Annotated in this window: 20 protein-coding genes; 13 read left to right on the top strand and 7 right to left on the bottom strand. The window is 64.8% G+C overall.

Going from position 1 to position 20625, the window contains the following annotated elements:
* Nucleotides 1-21 precede the first annotated feature (21 nt).
* Nucleotides 22-576, top strand: coding sequence for a nuclear transport factor 2 family protein (locus TMPK1_RS02135; protein WP_420241147.1), 555 nt, complete (start codon nt 22-24; stop codon nt 574-576).
* Between the two features lie 96 nt (nt 577-672).
* Here the strand turns inward: TMPK1_RS02135 and TMPK1_RS02130 are convergent, their stop codons facing one another.
* The 3 genes from TMPK1_RS02130 to TMPK1_RS02120 form a co-directional block, all read right to left on the bottom strand.
* Nucleotides 673-2184 (bottom strand): malonate--CoA ligase, encoded by a 1512-nt coding sequence (locus TMPK1_RS02130; RefSeq protein ID WP_420241146.1) that lies wholly within the window; start codon nt 2182-2184, stop codon nt 673-675.
* Between the two features lie 178 nt (nt 2185-2362).
* Nucleotides 2363-3577 carry an ABC transporter substrate-binding protein gene (locus TMPK1_RS02125; RefSeq protein ID WP_420241145.1) on the bottom strand — a complete coding sequence of 405 codons (1215 nt, stop codon included), beginning with the start codon at nt 3575-3577 and terminating at the stop codon, nt 2363-2365.
* Nucleotides 3578-3603: 26 nt separating this feature from the next.
* Entirely contained in the window at nt 3604-4764 is a 1161-nt protein-coding gene (locus TMPK1_RS02120) for an iron-containing alcohol dehydrogenase (protein WP_420241144.1), read from the bottom strand.
* A 120-nt stretch (nt 4765-4884) separates the two neighbouring features.
* Here TMPK1_RS02120 and TMPK1_RS02115 point away from each other — a divergent pair, with 120 nt between their 5' ends.
* The 10 genes from TMPK1_RS02115 to TMPK1_RS02070 all read left to right on the top strand — a co-directional run bounded on the left by TMPK1_RS02115 (nt 4885) and on the right by TMPK1_RS02070 (nt 15790).
* Nucleotides 4885-5634, top strand: a complete 750-nt coding sequence (locus TMPK1_RS02115; RefSeq protein WP_420241143.1) for an ABC transporter ATP-binding protein — start codon at nt 4885-4887, stop codon at nt 5632-5634.
* Nucleotides 5631-6338: an ABC transporter ATP-binding protein gene (locus tag TMPK1_RS02110; RefSeq protein ID WP_420241142.1), complete on the top strand. Its 708-nt coding sequence runs from the start codon at nt 5631-5633 to the stop codon at nt 6336-6338. Before TMPK1_RS02115 ends, TMPK1_RS02110 begins: the two co-directional genes overlap by 4 nt.
* A gap of 2 nt (nt 6339-6340) precedes the next feature.
* The gene (locus TMPK1_RS02105) at nt 6341-7210 is read left to right on the top strand and encodes a branched-chain amino acid ABC transporter permease (RefSeq protein ID WP_420241141.1); all 870 of its coding nucleotides are present in this window, start codon (nt 6341-6343) and stop codon (nt 7208-7210) included.
* The gene (locus tag TMPK1_RS02100) at nt 7207-8142 is read left to right on the top strand and encodes a branched-chain amino acid ABC transporter permease (RefSeq protein ID WP_420241140.1); all 936 of its coding nucleotides are present in this window, start codon (nt 7207-7209) and stop codon (nt 8140-8142) included. Before TMPK1_RS02105 ends, TMPK1_RS02100 begins: the two co-directional genes overlap by 4 nt.
* Before the next feature lie 22 nt (nt 8143-8164).
* A complete protein-coding gene (gene hrpB / locus TMPK1_RS02095) occupies nt 8165-10600 on the top strand; it encodes an ATP-dependent helicase HrpB (protein WP_420241139.1) in 2436 nt (811 codons plus the stop codon).
* Nucleotides 10601-10862: 262 nt separating this feature from the next.
* The gene (locus TMPK1_RS02090) at nt 10863-11228 is read left to right on the top strand and encodes a DUF1488 family protein (RefSeq protein WP_420241138.1); all 366 of its coding nucleotides are present in this window, start codon (nt 10863-10865) and stop codon (nt 11226-11228) included.
* 14 nt (nt 11229-11242) lie between these two features.
* The gene (locus TMPK1_RS02085) at nt 11243-13174 is read left to right on the top strand and encodes an XrtA/PEP-CTERM system amidotransferase (RefSeq protein ID WP_420241137.1); all 1932 of its coding nucleotides are present in this window, start codon (nt 11243-11245) and stop codon (nt 13172-13174) included.
* A 69-nt stretch (nt 13175-13243) separates the two neighbouring features.
* Complete coding sequence (locus tag TMPK1_RS02080; RefSeq protein WP_420241136.1) at nt 13244-13681, top strand: hypothetical protein; 438 nt, start codon at nt 13244-13246, stop codon at nt 13679-13681.
* A gap of 1 nt (nt 13682) precedes the next feature.
* On the top strand, nt 13683-14009 hold the full coding sequence (locus tag TMPK1_RS02075; RefSeq protein ID WP_420241135.1) for a hypothetical protein: 327 nt from the start codon (nt 13683-13685) through the stop codon (nt 14007-14009).
* A gap of 407 nt (nt 14010-14416) precedes the next feature.
* Nucleotides 14417-15790 (top strand): ankyrin repeat domain-containing protein, encoded by a 1374-nt coding sequence (locus TMPK1_RS02070; RefSeq protein ID WP_420241134.1) that lies wholly within the window; start codon nt 14417-14419, stop codon nt 15788-15790.
* A gap of 179 nt (nt 15791-15969) precedes the next feature.
* Here TMPK1_RS02070 and TMPK1_RS02065 read toward each other — a convergent pair whose 3' ends face one another.
* Nucleotides 15970-16869 carry a LysR family transcriptional regulator gene (locus tag TMPK1_RS02065; RefSeq protein WP_420241132.1) on the bottom strand — a complete coding sequence of 300 codons (900 nt, stop codon included), beginning with the start codon at nt 16867-16869 and terminating at the stop codon, nt 15970-15972.
* Nucleotides 16870-17011: 142 nt separating this feature from the next.
* On the opposite strand from TMPK1_RS02065, the gene TMPK1_RS02060 reads away from it, so the two are divergent.
* Complete coding sequence (locus TMPK1_RS02060) at nt 17012-17974, top strand: quinone oxidoreductase family protein (protein ID WP_420241130.1); 963 nt, start codon at nt 17012-17014, stop codon at nt 17972-17974.
* On the opposite strand, the gene TMPK1_RS02055 is transcribed toward TMPK1_RS02060, so the two are convergent.
* Nucleotides 17971-18402 (bottom strand): hypothetical protein, encoded by a 432-nt coding sequence (locus TMPK1_RS02055; protein WP_420241129.1) that lies wholly within the window; start codon nt 18400-18402, stop codon nt 17971-17973. The two genes, TMPK1_RS02060 and TMPK1_RS02055, sit on opposite strands and share 4 nt — an antisense overlap.
* Nucleotides 18403-18524: 122 nt before the next feature.
* Here TMPK1_RS02055 and TMPK1_RS02050 point away from each other — a divergent pair, with 122 nt between their 5' ends.
* Complete coding sequence (locus TMPK1_RS02050) at nt 18525-19154, top strand: hypothetical protein (RefSeq protein WP_420241128.1); 630 nt, start codon at nt 18525-18527, stop codon at nt 19152-19154.
* 4 nt (nt 19155-19158) lie between these two features.
* Here TMPK1_RS02050 and TMPK1_RS02045 read toward each other — a convergent pair whose 3' ends face one another.
* Nucleotides 19159-19878 (bottom strand): alanyl-tRNA editing protein, encoded by a 720-nt coding sequence (locus tag TMPK1_RS02045; protein WP_420241127.1) that lies wholly within the window; start codon nt 19876-19878, stop codon nt 19159-19161.
* 32 nt (nt 19879-19910) lie between these two features.
* Nucleotides 19911-20615 (bottom strand): DUF2182 domain-containing protein, encoded by a 705-nt coding sequence (locus tag TMPK1_RS02040; protein WP_420241125.1) that lies wholly within the window; start codon nt 20613-20615, stop codon nt 19911-19913.
* Between the last annotated feature and the right edge of the window lie 10 nt (nt 20616-20625).

Below are 20625 nucleotides of genomic sequence, written 5' to 3'. Positions count from 1 at the left end.
GTCCTCAAGCAGAGAGCAAGAATGCAAATCTCCACCATGCTCCGGCCGCTATTGTTGGGCCTGACGCTCGCCGGCGGTCCGGCTTTGGCGCAAACGACGCCGGCACCGACGCCACCGCCGTTCGAAGCAAAAGCGTCCGACGTCGCGACGCCCGAAGCGATCGTCACCGCGCTCTACGACGTGATCTCCGGCCCGGTCGGGCAAGCGCGCGACTGGGACCGGTTCCGGTCGCTGTTCGCCGACGGTGCACGTCTTGTGCCCGCAGGTGCGCGTCCGGACGGTACCAGCGGCTACCGCGTGATGACGCCCGAGGACTACATCACGCGCGGCGCCAAGAGCCTGGTCGAAAGCGGCTTCACCGAACGCGAGATCCATCGCGTGGTCGAAAGCTACGGCCCCGTCGTGCATGTGTTCAGCACGTACGAAGCGCGTCACAACGGCGAAAAAGATCCGTTCGCGCGCGGCATCAACTCGATCCAGCTCGTCAATGACGGCAAGCGTTGGTACGTGCTGACGATCTTCTGGAGCGCGGAAACCGACAAGCAAAAGGTTCCGGCGAAGTATCTGCCGAAATAGTCCCTGCGAAAGCAGGGATCCATCAGGCCGCAGCCGAGATGGATCCCTGTGATCGCAGCGTCGTCACAATGGGCCCCTGCTTTCGCAGGGACGACATCAGTTGAACGTATCTTTGTACTGATCGCGCAGCAAATTCTTCTGGACCTTGCCCATCGCATTGCGCGGCAGGTCGTCGACGATCCAGACGCGCTTCGGCACTTTGAAGTTTGCGATCTCGCCTTTGAGCGACGCGGCGATTGCGGCACCGTCCAAGGTCGCGCCCGGGCGCGCTTTGACCACGGCGGCGACGGCTTCGCCGAAATCGGGATGCGGCAGCCCGATCACCGCAGTCTCCTGCACCCCGTCCATCGCGTCGATCGCGTCTTCGATTTCCTTGGGATAGACGTTCAGCCCGCCGCAGATGATCAGATCCTTGGCGCGGCCGACGACGCTGACATAGCCGTCTTCGACGTCGATCGTGCCCATGTCGCCGGTGACGAAGAATTTGTCGGCGCGGAATTCCGACGCGGTCTTCTCGGGCATCCGCCAATAGCCCGCGAACACGTTGGGGCCGCGCACTTCGATCACGCCGACCTCGCCCGGCTGCAGACTGCCGCCCTCGCCGTCGCCGATGCGCAGCTCGACGCCCGGCAGCGGCTTGCCGACCGTGCCGGCCCGGCGCGGGCCGTTCAGCGGGTTGGAGCAGATCATGCCGGCTTCGGTCATGCCGTAGCGTTCGAGGATGCGCTGGCCGGTGCGCTTCTCGAATTCCTCGAACGTGTCGACCAGCAACGGTGCCGAGCCCGACACGAACAGGCGCATATGTTTGGCCGCGTCGCGCGTGAAGCGCGAATCCGACAGAAGCCGCGTGTAATAGGTCGGCACACCCATGAAGACGGTGGCTTCGGGCAGCCGCGCTAGCACCGCGTCGGCGTCGAATTTCGGCAGCCAGATGATCTTCGAGCCGTTCAGCATGCTGGTGTTCAGCGCCACGAACAGCCCGTGGATGTGAAAGGTCGGCAGCGCGTGCAACAGCACGTCGTCGTCGTTGAAGCCCCAGATCTGCACCAGGCTCTGGGCGTTCGACAGAAGATTGCCGTGCGTGACCATGGCGCCCTTCGAGCGGCCGGTCGTGCCCGACGTATAGAGAATCCCCGCGAGATCGTTCGCGCCCATCGGCGCGATCGCGTCGTGCGGATCCGACGCTTCAACCTCGTCGTGCCAGGTGCCGCGCCCGTTGGCGTCGAGCGTGCGCACATGGGCCACGCCCGCAGCCGCCGCAACCGGCGCCAGCACGGCGTGATCTTTCGGGTCGCAGATAAAGACGGTCGGCTCGGCGTCGCCGAGGAAATAACCGATCTCGCCTTTCTGATAGGCGGTGTTGAGCGGCAGGAACGCGGCGCCGATTCGCAGCGTGCCGTAGAACAACGCGGCGGCTTCGACCGACTTCTCGACCTGCGCTGCAACGCGGTCGCCCTGTTTGACGCCCAGTTTTTTCAGCGCGCCGGCCGCGGCGCGAATGTCGGCGTCGAATGCGCCGGCGGTCCAAACACGTTCACCCGCATCAATCGCAACGCGCGCTTTGTCGTTGGTCAGTTTGGCGGAAATCGCTTCGACGAGATTGGTCATGGGATTTCTTTAGTCCCTGCGAAAGCAGGGATCCATCGATGCGCAAACACCAGACCGACGGATGGAGCACGGCGGCGGTGCAATGGATCCCCGCCTTCGCGGGGAATTAAAAAGCGGCGGGGCGTTGTCGCAAGCAACAACGCCCCGCGCCCCCCTCGTATCTTTCAGATACTACGAATCAGCTCTTCTTGACGAGCGGGCATGTGCTCTTCGCTGCGGGCGTGAAAGATTCCGCAGCCGGGATCGTCTGCAGCAGCTTGTAGTAGTCCCACGGCGCCTTCGACTCGGACGGCTTTTTCACTTCGAACAGATACATGTCGTGGACGAACGAGCCGTCGGCCGCGACCTTGCCCTTCGAGAATGCGTCGTCGACCGGCAGCTCGCGCAGCTTGGCTGCAACCGCATCGGTTGCATCGGTGCCGGCCGCTTCCACCGCCTTCAAATAGGAACGCACCGCCGAATAGGTGCCCGCCTGAATCATGTTCGGCGCGCGCTTGGTGCGCTCCATGAACTTCTTGGCGAACTCGCGGCTCTTGTCGTCGCGATCCCAGTAATAGGCTTCGGTCAGAACCAAGCCCTGCGCCTTTTCCAGACCCAGCGCGTGCACTTCGCTGAGCGTGAACAGCAAGCCCGCGAGCTTCTGTCCGCCTTTGACGATGCCGAAATCGGCCGCCTGCTTGACCGCGTTGGTCGTGTCGGTGCCGGCGTTCGCCAGACCGACGACCTGCGCCTTCGACGCCTGCGCCTGCAGCAGGAAGGACGAGAAGTCGGCGGTGTTCAGCGGATGGCGCACTGCGCCCAGCACCTTGCCGCCCGCTTCGGTCACGAAGTTCGACGTGTCCTTTTCGAGCTGGTGACCGAACGCATAGTCGGCCGTCAGGAAGAACCAGCTATTGCCGCCCGCCTTCACCAGCGCGCCGCCGGTGCCGCGTGCCAACGAATAGGTATCGAAGGCCCAGTGGAAGCCGGTCGCCGTGCAGGCGTCGTTGGTCAGCGCCGAGGTCGCCGCGCCAACCACCATGTCGATCTTGTTCTTTTCCTTCGACAGCGACTGCACCGCCAACGCCACCGACGAGGTCGTCAGTTCGGCGATCATGTCGACGCCGTCGGCGTCATACCATTGGCGCGCAATGTTCGAGGCGACGTCGGGCTTGTTCTGGTGGTCGGCGTCAACCAGCACGATCGGCTTGCCCGCAACTTTGCCGCCGAATTCCTCGATCGCGATCTTGGCTGCTTCGACCGACGACTTGCCGCCGTAATCCGCATAGGGACCCGACTGGTCGTTCAAGATGCCGATCTTGACCTGACCGCCCGAGAATTTGTCCTGCGCAAGCGCCGGCATCGCCAACGCGGTGGTCGCGGCCAGTGCGACAGCAAACATGGTTTTTTTCATTGTCCGACTTCCTCCCGATAAAAGTCTTATTGAAATGCGCGGTCGTAGAGTTCGACCATCTGGTCCACCGTTGGCACGACCGGATTGTTGCCGGGCGATCCCGACGCAAGCGCCTGCTCGGCCATCAACGGCCGCAGCTGGCGCCAACGCGCCTCATCGATCCCGTATGTCTTTGGCGTCGGCACGTCGAGCCGCGCATTGAACGCGACCAGCGCATCCAGCAACGCGCGGCCGGCGACATCGTCGCTCGCATCTGCTTTGGCTGCACCCATCGCACGCGCGCAATCGGCGTAGCGCGCCGTTGCCGAGGCCAGCGAGAATTCGGTGACGTGCGGCAGCAGCATCGCGTTCGACAGGCCGTGCGGCACGTGAAAGAAGGCGCCGATCGGCCGGCTCATCCCGTGCACCAGCGCGACGCTGGCATTTGAAAAAGCGAGACCGGCCTGGGTGGCGCCGATCATCATCTCTTCGCGCGCAGTGCGGTTGTCGGGTTCATTGACCGCGACCTCCAACCAGCGTGCGATCCGTCCCATCGCCGCCAGCGCCATCGAATCCGAATAGGGATTCGCCTTCTTCGAGACATAGGCCTCGATCGCATGCGTCAGCGCGTCGATGCCGGTATCCGCGGTGAGACGTTTGGGACAGGTCAGGGTCAGTTCGTAATCGACCAGCGCCGCCGACGGGACGAGGCCGAGCCCGGCGATCAGCATTTTCTCGTCGGTGTCAGGATCGGTGATTACGGTGAAGCGCGTCACCTCCGATCCCGTGCCCGCGGTCGTCGGAATTGCGACCAGCGGCGGTGACGGCACGGTCGCCTGCGCCGGCACTTTCCAGTCGCGCACCTTGCCGCCATTGGCGACCAACAGTCCGATCGCCTTGGCGGTGTCGATCGGACTTCCGCCGCCCAGCGCGATCAGCCCGTCATGGTTGCCTCTTTTGAAGGCATCGACGCCGGCCTCTACAACCGCGACGGTCGGATCCGGCACGGTGTCGGCGAAGACCGCGTACGGCACGTTGGCTTTGCCCAACGGCGCTGCGACGGCTTCGATTTTCCCGCTCGACAGCATGAACGGATCGGTGACCAGAAGCGGACGGCGCACGCCGAGGCGTGCCAGCACGGTCGCGATTTCAGCGACCGCACCCCCGCCGATCAGCATCGACGCAGGCGCAGCGATCGTTGCGATCAAATCGTCGTCCTCCCCAGGCGCTACGTAATTTTCTTATTGGTACCGACCGGTAGCAAAGCACGAACTGGCATGGAAGGCACATTGCGCCCATCCGGCGACTCCCGTAGGACGGACCTACGCATGTCGATCTTGCTTGAGACGAAGGGGCTGACGAAGGAATTCCGCGGCTTCGTCGCGGTGCGCTCGGTGGACTTGGCCGTAGAACGTGGAGCAATTCACGCGCTGATCGGCCCCAACGGCGCAGGGAAGACCACGGTCTTCAACCTTCTCACCAAGTTCCTGAAACCGACCGCCGGCCGCATCCTGTATGACGGCCGTGACGTCACTTCGCTTGCACCCGCCTCGATCGCGCGGCTGGGTGTGGTCCGTTCTTTCCAAATCTCGGCGACCTTCCCGCAGTTGACTGCGCTGGAAAACGTACGCATCGCGCTGGCCGCGAAGGCCGGCGGCAGTTTCGCCTTCTGGCGTTCGGACAAAACGCTCGAGCGCCACAATGCGCGGGCCCTGTCGTTGCTCGAAGACGTCAACCTCGCCGAATTCGCCGACACGCGTGCGGGCGAACTGTCCTACGGGCGCAAACGCGCGCTGGAAATCGCCACCACCCTGGCGCTCGAACCCGACTTGCTGCTGCTCGACGAGCCGATGGCCGGCATGGCGCATGAAGAGATCGGCCGCATCGCGGCGCTGATCAAGCGCATCGCAGTCGGCCGCACCGTGCTGATGGTCGAGCACAATCTCGGCGTCGTCGCCGATCTTTGCGACAAGATCACGGTGCTGCGCAGCGGCGAGATTCTGGCCGAAGGCGATTACGCCACCGTGTCGAAAGATCCGCGCGTGATCGAAGCCTATATGGGCACGGGCCACGCATGAGTACCGAACCAGTTCTGCAAATTCGCGATCTCGAAGCCTGGTACGGCGAAAGCCACGTGCTGCACGGCATGGAATTCGACGTGCGCGCGGGCGAAGTCGTGGCGCTGATCGGCCGCAACGGCGCCGGCAAGACGACGACCTTGCGCGCCATCACCGGCATTGTGAAAAAGCGCGCCGGCTCGGTGAAGATCGACGGCACCGAAGCGATCAAATTGCGCTCGGACAAAATCGCCAAGCTCGGCCTCGGCTATGTGCCGGAAGAGCGCGGCATCTTCGCGACCCTGTCGGTGCGCGAAAATCTGCTGCTGCCGCCCGCGGTCAAGCCGAACGGCATGACCGAAGCGCAGATCTACGAACTGTTCCCGCGGCTGCAGGAACGAGCCCGCAGCCAGGGCACCAAATTGTCGGGCGGCGAACAGCAGATGCTGGCGATTGCGCGCGTGCTGCGCACCGGCGCGCGCCTGCTGTTGCTCGACGAGCCCAGCGAAGGTCTGGCGCCGGTGATCGTGCAGCATATCGGCCGCATCATCTGCAGTCTGCGCGACCAGGGTTTCACCATCGTGCTGGTCGAACAGAATTTCCGCTTCGCCGCCACCTGCGCCGACCGGTTCGTCGTGGTCGAACACGGCAAAGTCGTCGACCAGGTCGCGTCTGCCGACATGGACGCGAAGAGCGGCGAACTCGCCGCGTATCTCGGGGTGTAGGCATGAGCTACCAAGCCCTCATGGCGCAGCTCGCCATCGGTGTTTCGAACGGCGCCTTCTACGCGATGCTGTCGCTCGGCCTGGCCGTGATCTTCGGCATGCTGAACGTGGTCAATTTCGCGCATGGCGCGGTGTTCATGCTCGGCGCCTTCGTCGCGCTGTTTCTGAAATTGCAGCTCGGCCTCGGCTATTACGCGTCGCTGATCCTGGTGCCGATCATCGTCGGTGCGTTCGGCGTGCTGGCCGATCTGGCGCTGCTCAAACGTCTGCGCGGTCTCGATCCGCTCTACGGCTTGCTGCTGACCTTCGGCATGACGCTCGTTCTCGAAGGTATCTTCCGCTATTTCTACGGCTCGGCCGGCGTGCCGTATTCGGCGCCCGAAGGTTTGGTCGGCGCGGTCGATCTCGGCTTTATGATCATGCCGCTCTATCGCTTCTGGGTGATCGTGGCCTCGGCGGTCGTGTGCTTCGGCACCTGGTACGCAATCGAGCGCACGCGGCTTGGCGCGTACTTACGCGCCGCCACCGAGAACGCGACCTTGACCCAATCGTTCGGCATCAACGTGCCGGTGTTGCTCACCCTCACCTACGGTCTCGGCGTGGCACTGGCAGGATTCGCGGGCGTGCTTGCGGCGCCCATTTATTCAGTCAATCCGCTGATGGGCTCGAACCTGATCATTGTCGTGTTTGCAGTCGTGGTGATCGGCGGCATGGGTTCGATCCTGGGCGCGATCGTGTCGGGCTTCGCGCTCGGCATCCTCGAAGGCTTCACCAAAGTCTTCTATCCCGAAGCGTCGAACATCGTGGTGTTCGTGGTGATGGCAATCGTGCTGCTGGTCAAACCGGCCGGCCTGTTCGGACGCGCAACATGACGAGCAAACGATCCGAACTGCTGCTGGTGATCGCCGGCCTCGTGCTGCTGCTGGTGCTGCCGCACATTCTCTATCCCGTGTTCGTGATGAAGGCGTTGATCGCGGGCCTGTTCGCCTGCGCCTTCAATCTGATGCTGGGCTATGGCGGCTTGCTGTCGTTCGGCCACGCCGCCTTCTTCGGCACCGCTGCCTATGCAATGGCGCATTCGACCAAGTTGTGGGGCTGGCCGTTCGAAGCGGGTTTGCTGCTCGGCGTAGCAGCGGCTGCTGCGGTCGGCGTCGTGATGGGCGTGCTCGCGATCCGTCGCCAGGGCATCTATTTCGCGATGATCACCTTGGCGCTGTCGCAGATGCTCTACTTTCTGTATCTGCAGACGCCGTTCACGCATGGCGAGGACGGCATTCAATCGGTGCCGCGCGGCAAGGCGCTGGGCTTCATCGATCTCAGCAACGGCCTCAACATGTATTACACGTTGCTGGTCGTCGTACTGGCTGGCTTCTGGTTGATCTGGCGCACGGTGCATTCGCCGTTCGGCCAAGTGCTGAAAGCGATCCGCGACAACGAACCCCGCGCCACCTCGCTCGGCTACAATGTCGATCGTTACAAGCTGCTGGCCTTCATTCTGTCAGCAGCGCTGGCGGGCCTCGCCGGCGCGCTCAACGCGACCGTGTTCCAGCTGGCGTCGCTCAACGACGTCACCTGGCAGCATTCGGGCGAAGTGATCTTGATGACGTTGCTGGGCGGCGTCGGCACGATCCTGGGTCCGGTCATCGGCGGCGCGCTGGTGGTGACGTTGCAGAATTACCTGGCTGCGTCGGGCCTGCCGGTCGACGTCGTGATCGGCCTGTTCTTCATCGCCTGCGTGCTGCTGTTCCGCCGCGGTCTGGTCGGTGAAGTGATCGCGTGGAACGAGCGGCGCAAAGGCTCCTAAGCGCGCACCGCGCGCTGTTCTTGTGACCACACGCCTCCCCATCGAAGACGTGCTGCCGGCGATCGTTGCATCGCTGGCAACGACGCCGAACCTCGTGCTGCAAGCGCCGCCCGGCGCCGGCAAAACCACCGGCGTGCCGCCGGCTCTGCTCGACGCGAACTGGCTGGCTGGCAAGAAGATCGTGATGATCGAGCCGCGCCGGCTGGCGGCGCGCGCCGCTGCGTCACGCATCGCACGCAATCTCGGCGACGAGGTCGGCGGCATTGCGGGCTACCGCGTGCGCATGGACACCAAAGTGTCGGCACGCACCCGCATCGAGCTGGTCACCGACGGCGTCTTCACTCGCATGATCCAGGAAGATCCGTCGCTGGAAAAAATCGGCGCGGTGCTGTTCGACGAAATTCACGAACGCAGACTCGAAACCGATCTCGGCCTGGCGCTCGCACTCGAAAGCCAGGCGGCGCTGCGTCCTGACCTGCGTTTGATCGCCATGTCGGCGACCTTGGACGCGGCACCCGTCGCACGCGCCTTGCGCGACGCACCGATCATCACGGCGCAAGGCCGCGCCTTCCCGGTCGAGATCCGGAATCTTCCGGCGCCCGCAAGCGGGCTGGACGCGTTGGCAGTTGCGATGCGCGACGCGATCCTCGATGCGCTGTCGGGCGGTGACGGCGACGTGCTGGTGTTTCTGCCCGGTGGGGCCGAGATCCGGCGCGTCGAGCGCGCGCTGCAGGCGGCGCGCCTTGCCGACAATATCGACGTGATGCCGCTGTTCGGCGATCTGCCGCCGGCGCAACAGGACCGCGCCATCGCACCGTCAATCAAAGGCCGACGCAAAATCGTGCTGGCGACCTCGATCGCCGAAACCTCGCTCACGATCGAAGGCGTGCGCCATGTCGTCGATAGCGGCCTGGCGCGCAATGCGCGCTACGACCCCGCCACCGGCCTCACCAAACTCGTCACCGAAAAGGTCAGCCGCGCCGGCGCCGAACAACGCGCTGGTCGCGCCGGTCGTGTCGCGCCCGGCACCGCGCGGCGGTTGTGGCCGGCCGCCGCGCATGGCGCGCTGCCGGAATTCACCGCGCCCGAAATCGCGACCGCCGATCTGGCGCCATTTGCGTTGGAACTTGCGGCCTGGGGCGTCGAACATCCAAGCGCGCTCAACTTGCTCGACCAGCCGCCCGCGTCGGCGTGGAACGAAGCGCGTGCGCTGCTCACCGAACTCGACGCGCTCGACAAAGACGGGCGCATCACCGCGCACGGCAAAGCCATGTCGCGCTTCGGCGCCCATCCGCGCCTGGCGCATATGTTGTTGCACGCGAAGAGCGGAACCGCCGCTGCGCTTGCAGCACTGCTCGGCGAACGCGATGCGGGTCCCAACGACGACGTCGATCTGCGCCCGCGCATCGATCGCGTGGCGAAATTCAGTGACGAGCCGTGGCGGCGGATCCGCGAACAGGCCAAACGCTTCGCGCGCCAGGCGCATGCCGACTTTGCCGACATCGCCAGCGAAGATGCGGGCGAGACCTTGGCGCTCGCCTATCCCGATCGTGTCGCGCAGCAGCGCGGCGGACGCGGCCGGTTTCGGCTCGCCAATGGGCGCGGCGCCGCGCTGAACGAACGCGACCCGCTGGCGGGCGAAGCATTTCTCGTCGTCGCCGAACTCGACGGTGCCGGCGCGGATTCGCGCATCCGCCTCGCCGCACCGTTGACCGAGACGGCGCTGCGCCGCGTGCTAGGCCCGCATATCGAAGAGATCGACGAGATCGAACTCAACGATGCGGGTGCTGTCGTCGCGACGCGCCGTACCAAGCTGGGTGCGCTGGTGCTGGCCGAGAAAGCGCTGCCGAAGCCGCCGCCCGACGCACTCGCCGCCGCCTTGCTCGACCGCGTACGCAAACGCGGCCTGTCGGTCCTGCACTTCTCGGACGCGGCGCGCGAGTTGCAGGCGCGTGTCGCCCTCTTGCGCGACAAAGACAGCGAGGCATGGCCCGACTTGTCCGATGCCCATCTGCTGGCGACGGTCGGCGATTGGTTGACCATCGGCAGCGCGCGCAAGTTGGAAGAGATCGCGATCGAACCGTTGCTGCGCCAGAGGCTCGACTGGAAACAGGCGCAGGAACTCGACGCGCGCGCGCCGACACATTTCACTGCGCCAACCGGGTCGCGCGTGCCGATCGATTACAGCGTCGCCAATCCGACCGTGCGCATCCGCGTGCAGGAATTGTTTGGCCTGACCCAGCATCCCGCGATCGACCGCAACCGCATTCCGCTGACGCTCGAACTTCTGTCGCCGGCGCAGCGCCCAATCCAGGTGACCCGCGACCTGCCCGGCTTTTGGGCCGGTTCGTGGAAAGCGGTGCGCGCCGACCTGCGCGGTCGCTACCCGCGCCACCCCTGGCCCGAAGATCCCGCGGCGGCCGAGCCGACTAGGCGAGTCAAACCGCGAGGCACGTAAGTGCCGAGCGCCCCCGCGCAGGCGGGGGCCCAGGCGTCGCCGTGTGGCGATCTACGTTCGCATGCTCCCACGACCTGGATCCCCGCCTACGCGGGGATGACGATAAAGAGCGCGGTCGTAGCCGGTCTTCACCCGGCTGGCGGTGACGCGCGCGTGACAACGCGCATTCGACTCCGTGACACAGCGTGCAGCGCACAGTTTCGCCGGAACTTACGCCCTGCCTTGTTCTTTTACCGTGCGTTCCCTGCGCACGAGATCCCCCATGCCGCTCACCTTCCCGTCCAACTTCCGCTACTTCGACGATAAGCGTGATGCGATCACGATCCCGGCACGCGATCCTGACAGTGGTCGACGGGTGCTGGTGCGCGTGGCGATGGACTTGCTGACCGGCACGTGCGGCGCCGCCGACCTGCAATTGCTCACCTTGTTCACCGCCTATGACCGCCACCGCGCCCAGCTCCAGGCACGCGCCTCGCGCGCCTACGACCAGGGCAAGATCGAACGCGACGGTTCGGTGGCGCTGACGGTCGAACGCGAAACCGATCGCGCTGCCTTAATGCCGGCTGCCACAATTGTCCCGGGCACGCGCCGCGGTCTGGGCCGCCTCTTCGCCGCGCTCCGCACCTAACCGGCACATCGACCATGTGCGGTCTGGCTGGACTCTTCGACCTCGAACATCGCCGTCCGATCGACGAAACGATTCTCCACGCGATGACGCGTGCGATCGCGCATCGCGGCCCTGACGGCGAAGGGTTTCATCTCGCGCCCGGCGTCGGGCTTGGCCATCGCCGGTTGGCGATCATCGATCCCGCCGGCGGCCATCAACCGATGTTCAACGAAGACGGTCGCATCGCGATCGTGTTCAACGGCGAGATCTATGGCTTTCGCACGCTGGTTACGCAGCTCGAAGCGCGCGGCCATGTCTTCAAGACGCGCTGCGACACCGAAGTCGTCATTCACGCCTGGGAAGAATGGGGCCCGGCCTGCGTCGAACGGCTCGACGGCATGTTCGCGCTGGCGCTGTGGGACGAGGCGAAACAGACACTGTTCCTGGCCCGCGACCGGCTCGGCAAAAAGCCGCTCTATTACGCGCAGCTTCGAACCGGCGAATTGATCTTCGGCTCGGAAATGAAAGCGCTGCTGCAGCATCCCGCCTGCCCGCGCGTGTTGGATCCGACTGCGATCGACGATTTCCTCGCCTTCGGCTACGTGCCCGATCCCAAGTCGATTTACGAAGGCATCGAGAAACTGCCGGCTGCAACCACGCTGACGATTCAGCGCGGCCGCAAGCTGCCGTCGCCGGTCACCTATTGGAAGCCGAGCTTCAAGTCGAAGCCGATCAACGAAGACGCCGCCGTCATCTCGCTGGCCGAGAAGCTCGAACGCGCGGTTGAAGCGCGCCGCATTTCCGACGTGCCGCTGGGCGCGTTTCTGTCGGGTGGCGTCGACAGTTCCGGTGTCGTGGCCTTGCTCGCCAAACGGCAGGGGGCCGACCCGGTCAAAACCTTCGCGATCGGATTCGAAACCGGCGTCGATGAGCTGCCCTATGCGCGCACCATGGCAGAGCGCTACGGCACCGATCACACCGAAGAACGCCAAACCTTGTCGTATCTCGATGCGATCGACCGGCAGGCTGCGATCTTCGACGAGCCGTTCGCCGATTCCTCGTCGGTCCCGACTTTGCGTGTCAGCGAACTCGCGCGCCGCCGCGTGACCGTTGCGCTGTCGGGCGACGGTGGTGACGAGCTGTTCGCAGGCTATCGCCGCTACCGCCTGTTCCAGACCTTGGACCGCGTGCGCACCCATGTGCCGCAAAGCATGCGCACAGCGCTGCTGGGGCCGCTCGGCCGCGCCTATCCCAAGCTCGACAATGCGCCGCGCTGGCTGCGCGCCAAACACACCTTGCTCGAACTTGCCTCTGACAGTTCGCACGGCTGGTACCGCACCGTCTGCAAAATGTCGGACGAGCTGCGCTGCAGCCTGATGTCGCCCGCGCTGCGCGCCTCGCTCGACGGCTACGATCCGGCCGACACGATCAGCCAGCATTGGAACGAGGCCGACGCGTCGACCGCGCTGGGCCGCGCCCAATATGTCGATCTCAAAACCTGGTTGATCGGCGACATTCTGGCCAAGGTCGATCGCGCCTCAATGGCGGCGTCGCTCGAAGTGCGCGTGCCGATGCTCGATTATCATTTTGTCGAGTGGGCGGCTTCGCTGCCTGATGAGCTGAAAATCCAGAACGGCCAGCAGAAGCATATTTTGAAGCGCGCGCTCGAGCCGCTCGTGCCGCACGAAAATCTCTACCGGCCCAAGACCGGCTTCGCGACCGATCTCGCCGATCAGATGCGGCGCGAGATGCCGCGTCTGCGCCAACGGCTGTGCAGCGACGCAATGCAGGATTCGGGCTTGCTCGACATGCAAGCAGTGCGCAGCCTGCTCGACCGCCACGAAAGCGGCAAGCGCGATCACGCAGCACCTTTGTGGTCGCTGGCGATGCTGGAAGGTTTCCTGCGCGTCGTGCATGGCAGCGCCGTGCAATCGCCGCCCAAACGCGCGGTCGAACGCGCCGCGTAAACCACTCGCTGCTATCGGCTTCGTTTCGGACTCGCGCGCAGCAAACATTGCTGGCAGCGTTTGTGCGCAATGACCGCAATCGCTCGCCGTACCTGCACGCTCTTTGTCGTTCTGTGTCTCGCTGCCTGCAGTTTCGTCGCGTCTTATGACGAGACGATCGACCAGCAGATCACCGCAGCCGTCGCCAAAGTCGACGCCTGGGCGTCCGACATACGCGTGGCGAAACCCGCCAGCGCGACCTACGCCGCATCGGCGAAATTCTATCAGGAACTTGGTCTCAGCCTCGACGCGATCGAGTTTCGCACCCAGCGCTATGACAAGAACGACAATACGCTGACTCAGATCGTTCTGATCCGGCGCTCGGTCGAACGCGTGCGCGCCGTGCATGAATCGACCGGGATCATTCTTGCCGACGAGGCCGAGGCGTTCAAACGACAGATGCACGACCAGTTCGGCCTGCTGCTGGGTTGGGAACTGGCCAAGAAAAATCGCGTCGGAGGTCTGTGAGATGGCGTTCGACTTCGACCAGACGCTGCAAGCGATCGGCGATGCGATCGTCAACCAGTTGCGGCTCGACGGCAAAGCGGCCGGTGACTATGCGCTGACCGGCGCCAAACAGATCGCAAGCACGGCCGCCTACATCGTCGCCAACTACGCGATCGGAAAAATCCGCCCCGCAATGGCCGAGGCGCTTTTCGAAAACCAGAAAGACTCGGTCGCCATTTTGTTCGAAGGCGTGCACGGCATGACCGCACTCGCGGCCGAGAACGCGATCAATGCCGGCCTTGCCGTCGCACGGAGCGCGGTCAATACGGCGACCGGGTTAAGCCTCTGATGCATACGCGTCTCATCGCGCCTCTCCTCGGAGTCACGATCCAGCAAACCACCACGACACCAAGAACACCACGGCGCACAGACGGTGGCGCGGTCACATCGCAGGACGACAGGGTTTTATCGACGCGCAAAGCGCGTCAGGAAATCCAGTGCCGGCTTGCGACGGGAACGGCGGCGTCGATCTCGGTACCGTGGTGAAACTTGGCGCCCGTGGCGTCGTGGTGGTTCCTGCTTCCTGTAAGACAGATCGCTTGACCCCACCCCTGCGCACGATACCGTGACGTCCGGCCGTACCGGCGGCCGCCGGTCCGCGGAAAGGGCGCAGCCCACCTGACGCGTTAGAGATTTTCGCGCCACTCTTTCCTGCCCGTCACTGCGGACACCGGGCACCTTGGGAAAGGGTTGCACATGGCTTCTACGCCGCACCGGCCGCTGCCGGACAATCCATCCGCCGAACATCTGCGCAAACAGGCCAAACGTCTGGCCAAAGAGCTGCACATCCAGCTCGCCGCCGCGCAGCATCAATTGGCGCAGGCCTATGGCTACAAAAGCTGGGCTGCGCTGCTGCAGGCGGTCAAAGACGCCGAACCCGTGTCGCCACGCTCGGAATTGGGCGCAGCCGCTGCGCGCGGCGATCTCGGTGCGATCCGCACTCTGCTCGCGCGCGGCGACGCGGCCGACGGGCATGACGGCGAGTCCCCGTTGCAGCTCGCCTGCCGCGCCGATGCGTCCGACGCGACGCGGTACGAAGCAGCGCATCTACTGCTCCAGGCCGGCGCCAATCCGCGCAAACAAGGCGACGGCGGTACGACCGCGATGCATGAAGCCGCGGCACGCGGCCCACGTGAACTCGTCGAACTGCTGATCCGCAATGGTGGCCTGTCCTACCTGGCCGACGCCGACGGTCGCACGCCGCTCGATCACGCGCGCGCGGCGAAACAGACGCGCATCATGCATCTGCTCGACCGGCCGGTGCTCGACGATGCGCGCTTCAAAGCCGCGGTCTTCGCGCTTCAACATGGCAGCGTCGCAGCACTCGACCGGATTCTCGACTCCTATCCCGCGCTGCTGCACGACCGCGCCATCGAGCCCGACTGTTATCCGCAGGATTATTTCCGCGCCCCCAAACTCTTCTGGTTCGTCGCCTTCAATCCGACGCCGACCGAACCGGTGCCGCCCGAAATCGTCGACATCGCGCGTTCGATGATCCGGCGCGGCGTCGAGCCGGCCGATTTGAACTACACGCTCGAACTGACTCTGACGGGCGCCACCATTCGCGAAAGCGGCTACCAGGACGCGTTGGTCGCAACCCTGCTCGAAGCGGGCGCGGTGCTGAAACCGTCGATGGTGATTTTCGCGCTGTTCGAAGGCGCGACCGCGACGGTCGAACGCCTGCTGCAACAGAACGGGCTTGCGGTCACCGCACCGATTGCAGCGGCGCTCGACCGGCGCGACGATCTCAAACATCTGCTGCCGGCTGCATCGCCCAGCGAGCTGCATCAATCGCTGGGGCTGGCGGTGTTTCACCGCAATCTCGAAGCGGCGCGGATCTGTCTCGATGCGGGGGCCGACGCCAACGACTTCCTGCCGGTGCACAAACATTCGACGCCGCTGCACCAGGCGGCGCTGAACGACGACGTGCCGATGCTGCAGCTTCTGATCGAACGCGGCGCCCGGACCGACGTCAAAGACACGTTGTGGAACGGTACCCCGTTGGGCTGGGCCTACCATCAAAAGGCCAAGGCAGCCCTGGCCTTTTTGAAGGACGCGACCCCCGCCTAAAAAATCTTTCGGGTCGATGTCGATCCCGGTCTCCCAGGTTCGTCTTTAGGGCAGAACCCAAGGAGGAGACCGTGCAAGCCTATATCGAACTGTACCAATGGGGTGAGCTGTGGCTGCGCGATCCGCGCGTCCAGGCCCTGCTCACCCGGCTCGTTCGCCGCACCTAAGCCGCGCCCGCATTACAGATGCGCGGTGCGGCCGGCGACGGCGTGATCGATTGCGGCGCGCACTTTCGGCGATAGCTGGCGCGACGCGGGATAGACGGCAAAGAAATCGCGCGTGTCGGGCGTCCAGCCATCCAGCTCGATCCGCACCAAGGTTCCATCTTTCAACGCGCCATCGACCAAGGTCGACGGCAGATAGCCAAGCCCCAACCCCTGCCGCACGGCTTTCTCGGCCAGCGCCATGTCGCTGATCGTGGCGCCCAAGGTGCGCGGCGTCAGGCTCACCTCGTCTTTGTCGCGCTCGAAACTCCAGACTTTCATCGGCGGCGTCACCACGCAGGGATGATCGGCAAGCTGACGCGGATGCGTCAGCTGCAGCAATGCGGGACGTTGCGCCAGCAGAGCCGGGCTGGCGCATAGCACGTGCGGGATCGCCCATAATTTGCGCGCGACATGACGCCCGTCGCGCAACGGCCCGAGTTGAAACGCGAGATCGACGCCCTCTTCGACCAGGTCGGGCGCTGCGTTGGTGAAGTGCAGATCCAGCACCAGTTCAGGATGGCGCGCTGCAAATTCGAGCAGCGACGGCGCGAACGTGTCGGGACACACAAAGGGCGGTGCGGTGACGCGCAACGTGCCGCGCAACACTTCGCCCGTCTCGCGCAGATTGTCTGCGGCGGTTGCGATCTCGTCGAACGCCACGCCGCAGCGATCGGCAAAGGCGCGCCCGTCGTCGGTCAGACTCACCGCGCGCGTCGTCCGGCGCAGCAACTGCACGCCCAGCCGTGCTTCCAACTGCGCGATCCGCCGGCTGATCGTGCTGGTCGGCAGGTCCAGCGCCCGCGCCGCCGCAACGAAACTCCCCCCGCGCGCCACCCGCACAAAAATCGCGACGTCGTCAAAGCCCAAGCTCATGGCAGCTCCAGTCGCATTATCCCGCTCCTGCAATTCGCAATTCCATATTGGCCGCTTTGTTGCGCCGGCCAGGGTCCACATCCTCCTGTCCGCAACAACCAGAGCAGAAAGCAAAGAAATGCAGGCGGTGATGTTCGACTCCGTGACGACGCTCGCGGACGGGTACGGCGCGCTCGAATTGCGCGAAGTCAAACGGCCGGTGCCCGGCCCCGGCGAGGTGCTGGTGCAGCTCGCACGTGCCTCGATCAATCCGGGCGACTTTCTGTTCGTCAGCGAGCTCTATCCCGAACCGCGCAAGCCCGCCTATCCGCAGATCGCGGGCACGCATGGCGCCGGCTATGTCGTCGAATGCGGCGACGGCGTCGCGATCGCACCCGGCACCTTGGTCTATTTCGGCTACTACCCGGCCTGGACCGAATATTCGCTGGTGCGCGCCGCCGACGTCGTCGTTCTGCCGTCCGACTATCCGCTGGAAAAAGCAGCGCAGTTCCTGAATCAGATCACCGCGTGGGACTTGCTCGACCGCGCCAACGTGCAACCGGGCCAGTTCATCGCCCTCACCGGCGGCAACTCGACGGTCGCAACCATGGTGACGCAGTTCGCACGCCAACGCGGCGTCCGCTCCATTTCGATCGTGCGCAAACCGCAGCAGGATCTACGCGCGCTGGGCGCAGATGCGGTGCTGGAACATGGCGACGCGCTGCTGCCAAATCTCGACGCGTTGCTGCGCGGATCGGACGGTCTCCACGCCGTGATCGATTGCGTCGGCGGCAGTTTGCTCAGCGCGCTGGTGCAGCGTCTGGCGCTGGGCGGGCGTGCGATCATCTATGGCGGCTACGACACGGCAAAGTTCGAGCTGCATAATTTCGACGTGCTGATGCGCGATGTGACGATCCAGGCCTATATCTATCGCTTCTTCTTCGAGGCCCCGGCTGCGTCCGACCGTCCGTTGCTGCAGCAGATCATCGACGCGACCGCGGGCGACGACTTCGTCGTGCCGCTCGGCAGCCTGCATGCGCTGGCCGACTTCCGCACCGCGCTCGATGCGACCTTGGCGACGCCCGAACGGGGCAAGCGCTTTCTGACCTTCAGCGATGCGCGCTAGGTGCCCTCTTGCTCCGTCCAGCACGGTGCCAGCACCGCTTCCAGCTCGGCGCGGAATTCTTCGCGCAGCAGATTGGTGTTGGCGCCGTTGCCGCGCGCTTCGACCTGGTCGCTTTGATGGTTCAACAGGCGGAAGAACACCGGCCCTGCCGACGGGCACACGCCTTTGATCCAGCGCAGCCGCGACGAACCCCAATCGTTCCGGCGCAGCACTTCTTGCAGCATCACGCCGTTCGCCTTGGCCGGATCGGGGATCGCACGAATGAAATAATCGACGTCCGCCTTCCGCCCGGTCTGCGCGTCCTGCATCCACCAGCGATCGACGAAAACGGCGTCCTGATAGACTGGCGCGAGCGGCTGCAGCGAAGCGCAGCCGGAAAGCACGCCGCCCAGGGCGAAAACAACAGCATGGGCGATCGGCCGGCGCATGGCGCGACTATAGAGATTCGGCAGCAGCGGTCAGACGTGGCTGTTTGACACGCGACCCGCGCACAGTTTCTGGCAAAGTCACGCGCGTGTCCGAATCGCCGCGACCCCGCTCCGTCCCTGCCATGCCGCCGACGCGCGTGCCGGCGCAACGCCGCGCCAAGGACGATCTGCGTCTGCTGATCGAGACCGCGCGCGCCTTGCCCGCACGCATTGATCGCGCATTGGCGCGGCCGGGTACGGCAGGTGCGGCGCTGACCTTCGCGCCGATGCTGGTCGTGTTCGTTGCGATCTATGTCGACAACGTGCTGACGCGCACCGATCCGGAATGGGCGGTGTGGCTGCTGTCATTCTGGTGCGCGCGCAAAGCGTTCGGGCGCGTGCCGCCGGAAGATCACGTGCTGCGGCTGGCGCGGCGTGTGGGGATCGTTCTGTATATCGGCGCGATTGCGATCGTACCGATCTTATCGACCGACCTCGTCGCGGGTTCGATGTCGTTGCGGCTCGACATCTGGGTTCTGCTGCTGATCTTGCAGGCGATCTTGGCGTTCTTTGTGCCGAAGCGTTTCCGCAAGCCGCTCGGCCGGATTGCGCTCTGCCAGTTCGGCGTCTTTCTCGGCATCCTCGCCTGGGGCATCGACCTCGAAGGCCGCGAGTATGAAGACTTCAAGATCACGACGTATGTGTTCCAGACGCTGCCAGGACAGGTCGGCGATCTGCTGGGGCGGATTCTGGGCTGGTTCGGATTGGGGTAACGCGTCACGCGAAGCTCACCACAACGCGCCGGTTCTTCGCGCCCTTGCTTTCGATCTTGTCGACTTTCACCGGGCCGATCTCTTCGATCGAGCGCACATGCGTGCCGCCGCAAGGTTGCAGGTCGATGCCGTCGACTTCGAGCAGGCGCACGCGGCCGGTGCCGACCGGCGGTTTGACCGACATGGTTTTCACCAGTTGCGGTTGGGCTGCCAGCTCGTCGTCGGTGATCCAGCGCACGGACACGCCTTTGCCTTGCGCGACGTAATCGTTCAGCGCGCGCTCGATCGTCGCTTTGTCGAGTGACACGCCCTCTTCCGAATTGGGGACGTCGAAATCCAGACGGCCCTTCCCGTCCGACACCTGCCCGCCCGTCACCGGAAACGGCACCGCGGCGCTCAGCAGATGCAGCAACGTGTGCATGCGCATCAGGCGATGGCGACGCTCCCAATCAATTGCAGCGGTGACTTTGTCGCCGACGTGCAGCGCCGGCATGTCGGGTGCGGGAATGTGCACGACGGTGCCGGGCTCGGCGCCTTTGCGTGCTTCGGCGATCGTGACCTTGCGCCCGTCAGCCGTGGAGAACGTACCGCTGTCGCCGGGCTGGCCGCCGCCGGTGGGATAGAAGACGGTGCGATCCAGCACGACGCCGTTGGGCTCGACCGCAACCACGGTCGCGTCGCAGCTTCGTAAGTAGGAGTCTTCGCGGAAGAGCGGTTCGGTCATGGGCGCGACTATACACAGCCGCGCCGCGGCGGTTACAGCCCCGCCACCAACACCAACCCCGCCCCAATCGCGACGACACCAAGCGCGCGCGCGACGCGCAGGCCGGCGAGACGTTCGGCGGTGATCGCGACCGTCACCGCCGCCATCGCACGCAAATCCATCATGCCGAGCACCAGCAGCACCGCCGTCGGACCGGCGCAACACGCCACACATTGCAGCCCGTGCCGCACGCCCCAACGCAGCGCGCTTTGTTGGCCGCAGCCGCCGCGGCAACAAGCAAGCGTGCGCGCTTTCCAGCCGGTGAACTGCAATGCGCCCGCGGTCAGCATCACACAACCGACCGCGAACGGCGTCGCCGATGCGAGCGACGGCAACGCAGTTGCAAGCGCCAGAACCACCACACCGCAGAGCGCCCAGACAAAGAAATAGCCGGCGCTGGCCAGCAAGGTCGCAACCCCCAACCGCTCCGTACCGCGCGCAGCATCGCGGTAGCGGCACAGCGCGGGCATCAAAGACGGCAACATCATCGCGACCATCATCACGGTCCACATCGCGACGAAGGACAGGCCGCCCCCCCTCTCGCGAAGATGGCCCGCAATCGCGCCGCAGATCTGCATCCCCGCGATCGTTGGCGCGCAGGCGACGATCGTCATCGCGACGCTGGCGGTAAAGACCAGCGCCGCGACTCCGGCAAAGACGAGATCGGCGAAGGGCAGCCGTGCGTCATCTGCGAACATGACCAGACCT

The sequence above is a fragment of the Roseiterribacter gracilis genome, assembly GCA_018332375.1.
In the GTDB taxonomy this organism is placed as follows: Bacteria; Pseudomonadota; Alphaproteobacteria; order BOG-932; family Roseiterribacteraceae; genus Roseiterribacter; species Roseiterribacter gracilis.
Note: the sequence above shows the minus strand (reverse complement) of the source record. Positions and strands in the feature narration are given on the sequence as shown.

Bases quoted from the DNA above. Each gene is read 5' to 3' on its own strand.
- TMPK1_RS02040 (WP_420241125.1), bottom strand. From the start codon at position 20,615: ATGTTCGCAGATGACGCACGGCTGCCCTTCGCCGATCTCGTCTTTGCC.
- TMPK1_RS02115 (WP_420241143.1), top strand. From the start codon at position 4,885: ATGTCGATCTTGCTTGAGACGAAGGGGCTGACGAAGGAATTCCGCGGC.
- TMPK1_RS02075 (WP_420241135.1), top strand. From the start codon at position 13,683: ATGGCGTTCGACTTCGACCAGACGCTGCAAGCGATCGGCGATGCGATC.
- TMPK1_RS02135 (WP_420241147.1), top strand. From the start codon at position 22: ATGCAAATCTCCACCATGCTCCGGCCGCTATTGTTGGGCCTGACGCTC.
- TMPK1_RS02055 (WP_420241129.1), bottom strand. From the start codon at position 18,402: ATGCGCCGGCCGATCGCCCATGCTGTTGTTTTCGCCCTGGGCGGCGTG.
- TMPK1_RS02110 (WP_420241142.1), top strand. From the start codon at position 5,631: ATGAGTACCGAACCAGTTCTGCAAATTCGCGATCTCGAAGCCTGGTAC.
- TMPK1_RS02100 (WP_420241140.1), top strand. From the start codon at position 7,207: ATGACGAGCAAACGATCCGAACTGCTGCTGGTGATCGCCGGCCTCGTG.
- TMPK1_RS02085 (WP_420241137.1), top strand. From the start codon at position 11,243: ATGTGCGGTCTGGCTGGACTCTTCGACCTCGAACATCGCCGTCCGATC.
- TMPK1_RS02105 (WP_420241141.1), top strand. From the start codon at position 6,341: ATGAGCTACCAAGCCCTCATGGCGCAGCTCGCCATCGGTGTTTCGAAC.
- TMPK1_RS02130 (WP_420241146.1), bottom strand. From the start codon at position 2,184: ATGACCAATCTCGTCGAAGCGATTTCCGCCAAACTGACCAACGACAAA.
- TMPK1_RS02125 (WP_420241145.1), bottom strand. From the start codon at position 3,577: ATGAAAAAAACCATGTTTGCTGTCGCACTGGCCGCGACCACCGCGTTG.
- TMPK1_RS02070 (WP_420241134.1), top strand. From the start codon at position 14,417: ATGGCTTCTACGCCGCACCGGCCGCTGCCGGACAATCCATCCGCCGAA.
- TMPK1_RS02090 (WP_420241138.1), top strand. From the start codon at position 10,863: ATGCCGCTCACCTTCCCGTCCAACTTCCGCTACTTCGACGATAAGCGT.
- TMPK1_RS02050 (WP_420241128.1), top strand. From the start codon at position 18,525: ATGCCGCCGACGCGCGTGCCGGCGCAACGCCGCGCCAAGGACGATCTG.
- TMPK1_RS02080 (WP_420241136.1), top strand. From the start codon at position 13,244: ATGACCGCAATCGCTCGCCGTACCTGCACGCTCTTTGTCGTTCTGTGT.
- TMPK1_RS02045 (WP_420241127.1), bottom strand. From the start codon at position 19,878: ATGACCGAACCGCTCTTCCGCGAAGACTCCTACTTACGAAGCTGCGAC.
- TMPK1_RS02065 (WP_420241132.1), bottom strand. From the start codon at position 16,869: ATGAGCTTGGGCTTTGACGACGTCGCGATTTTTGTGCGGGTGGCGCGC.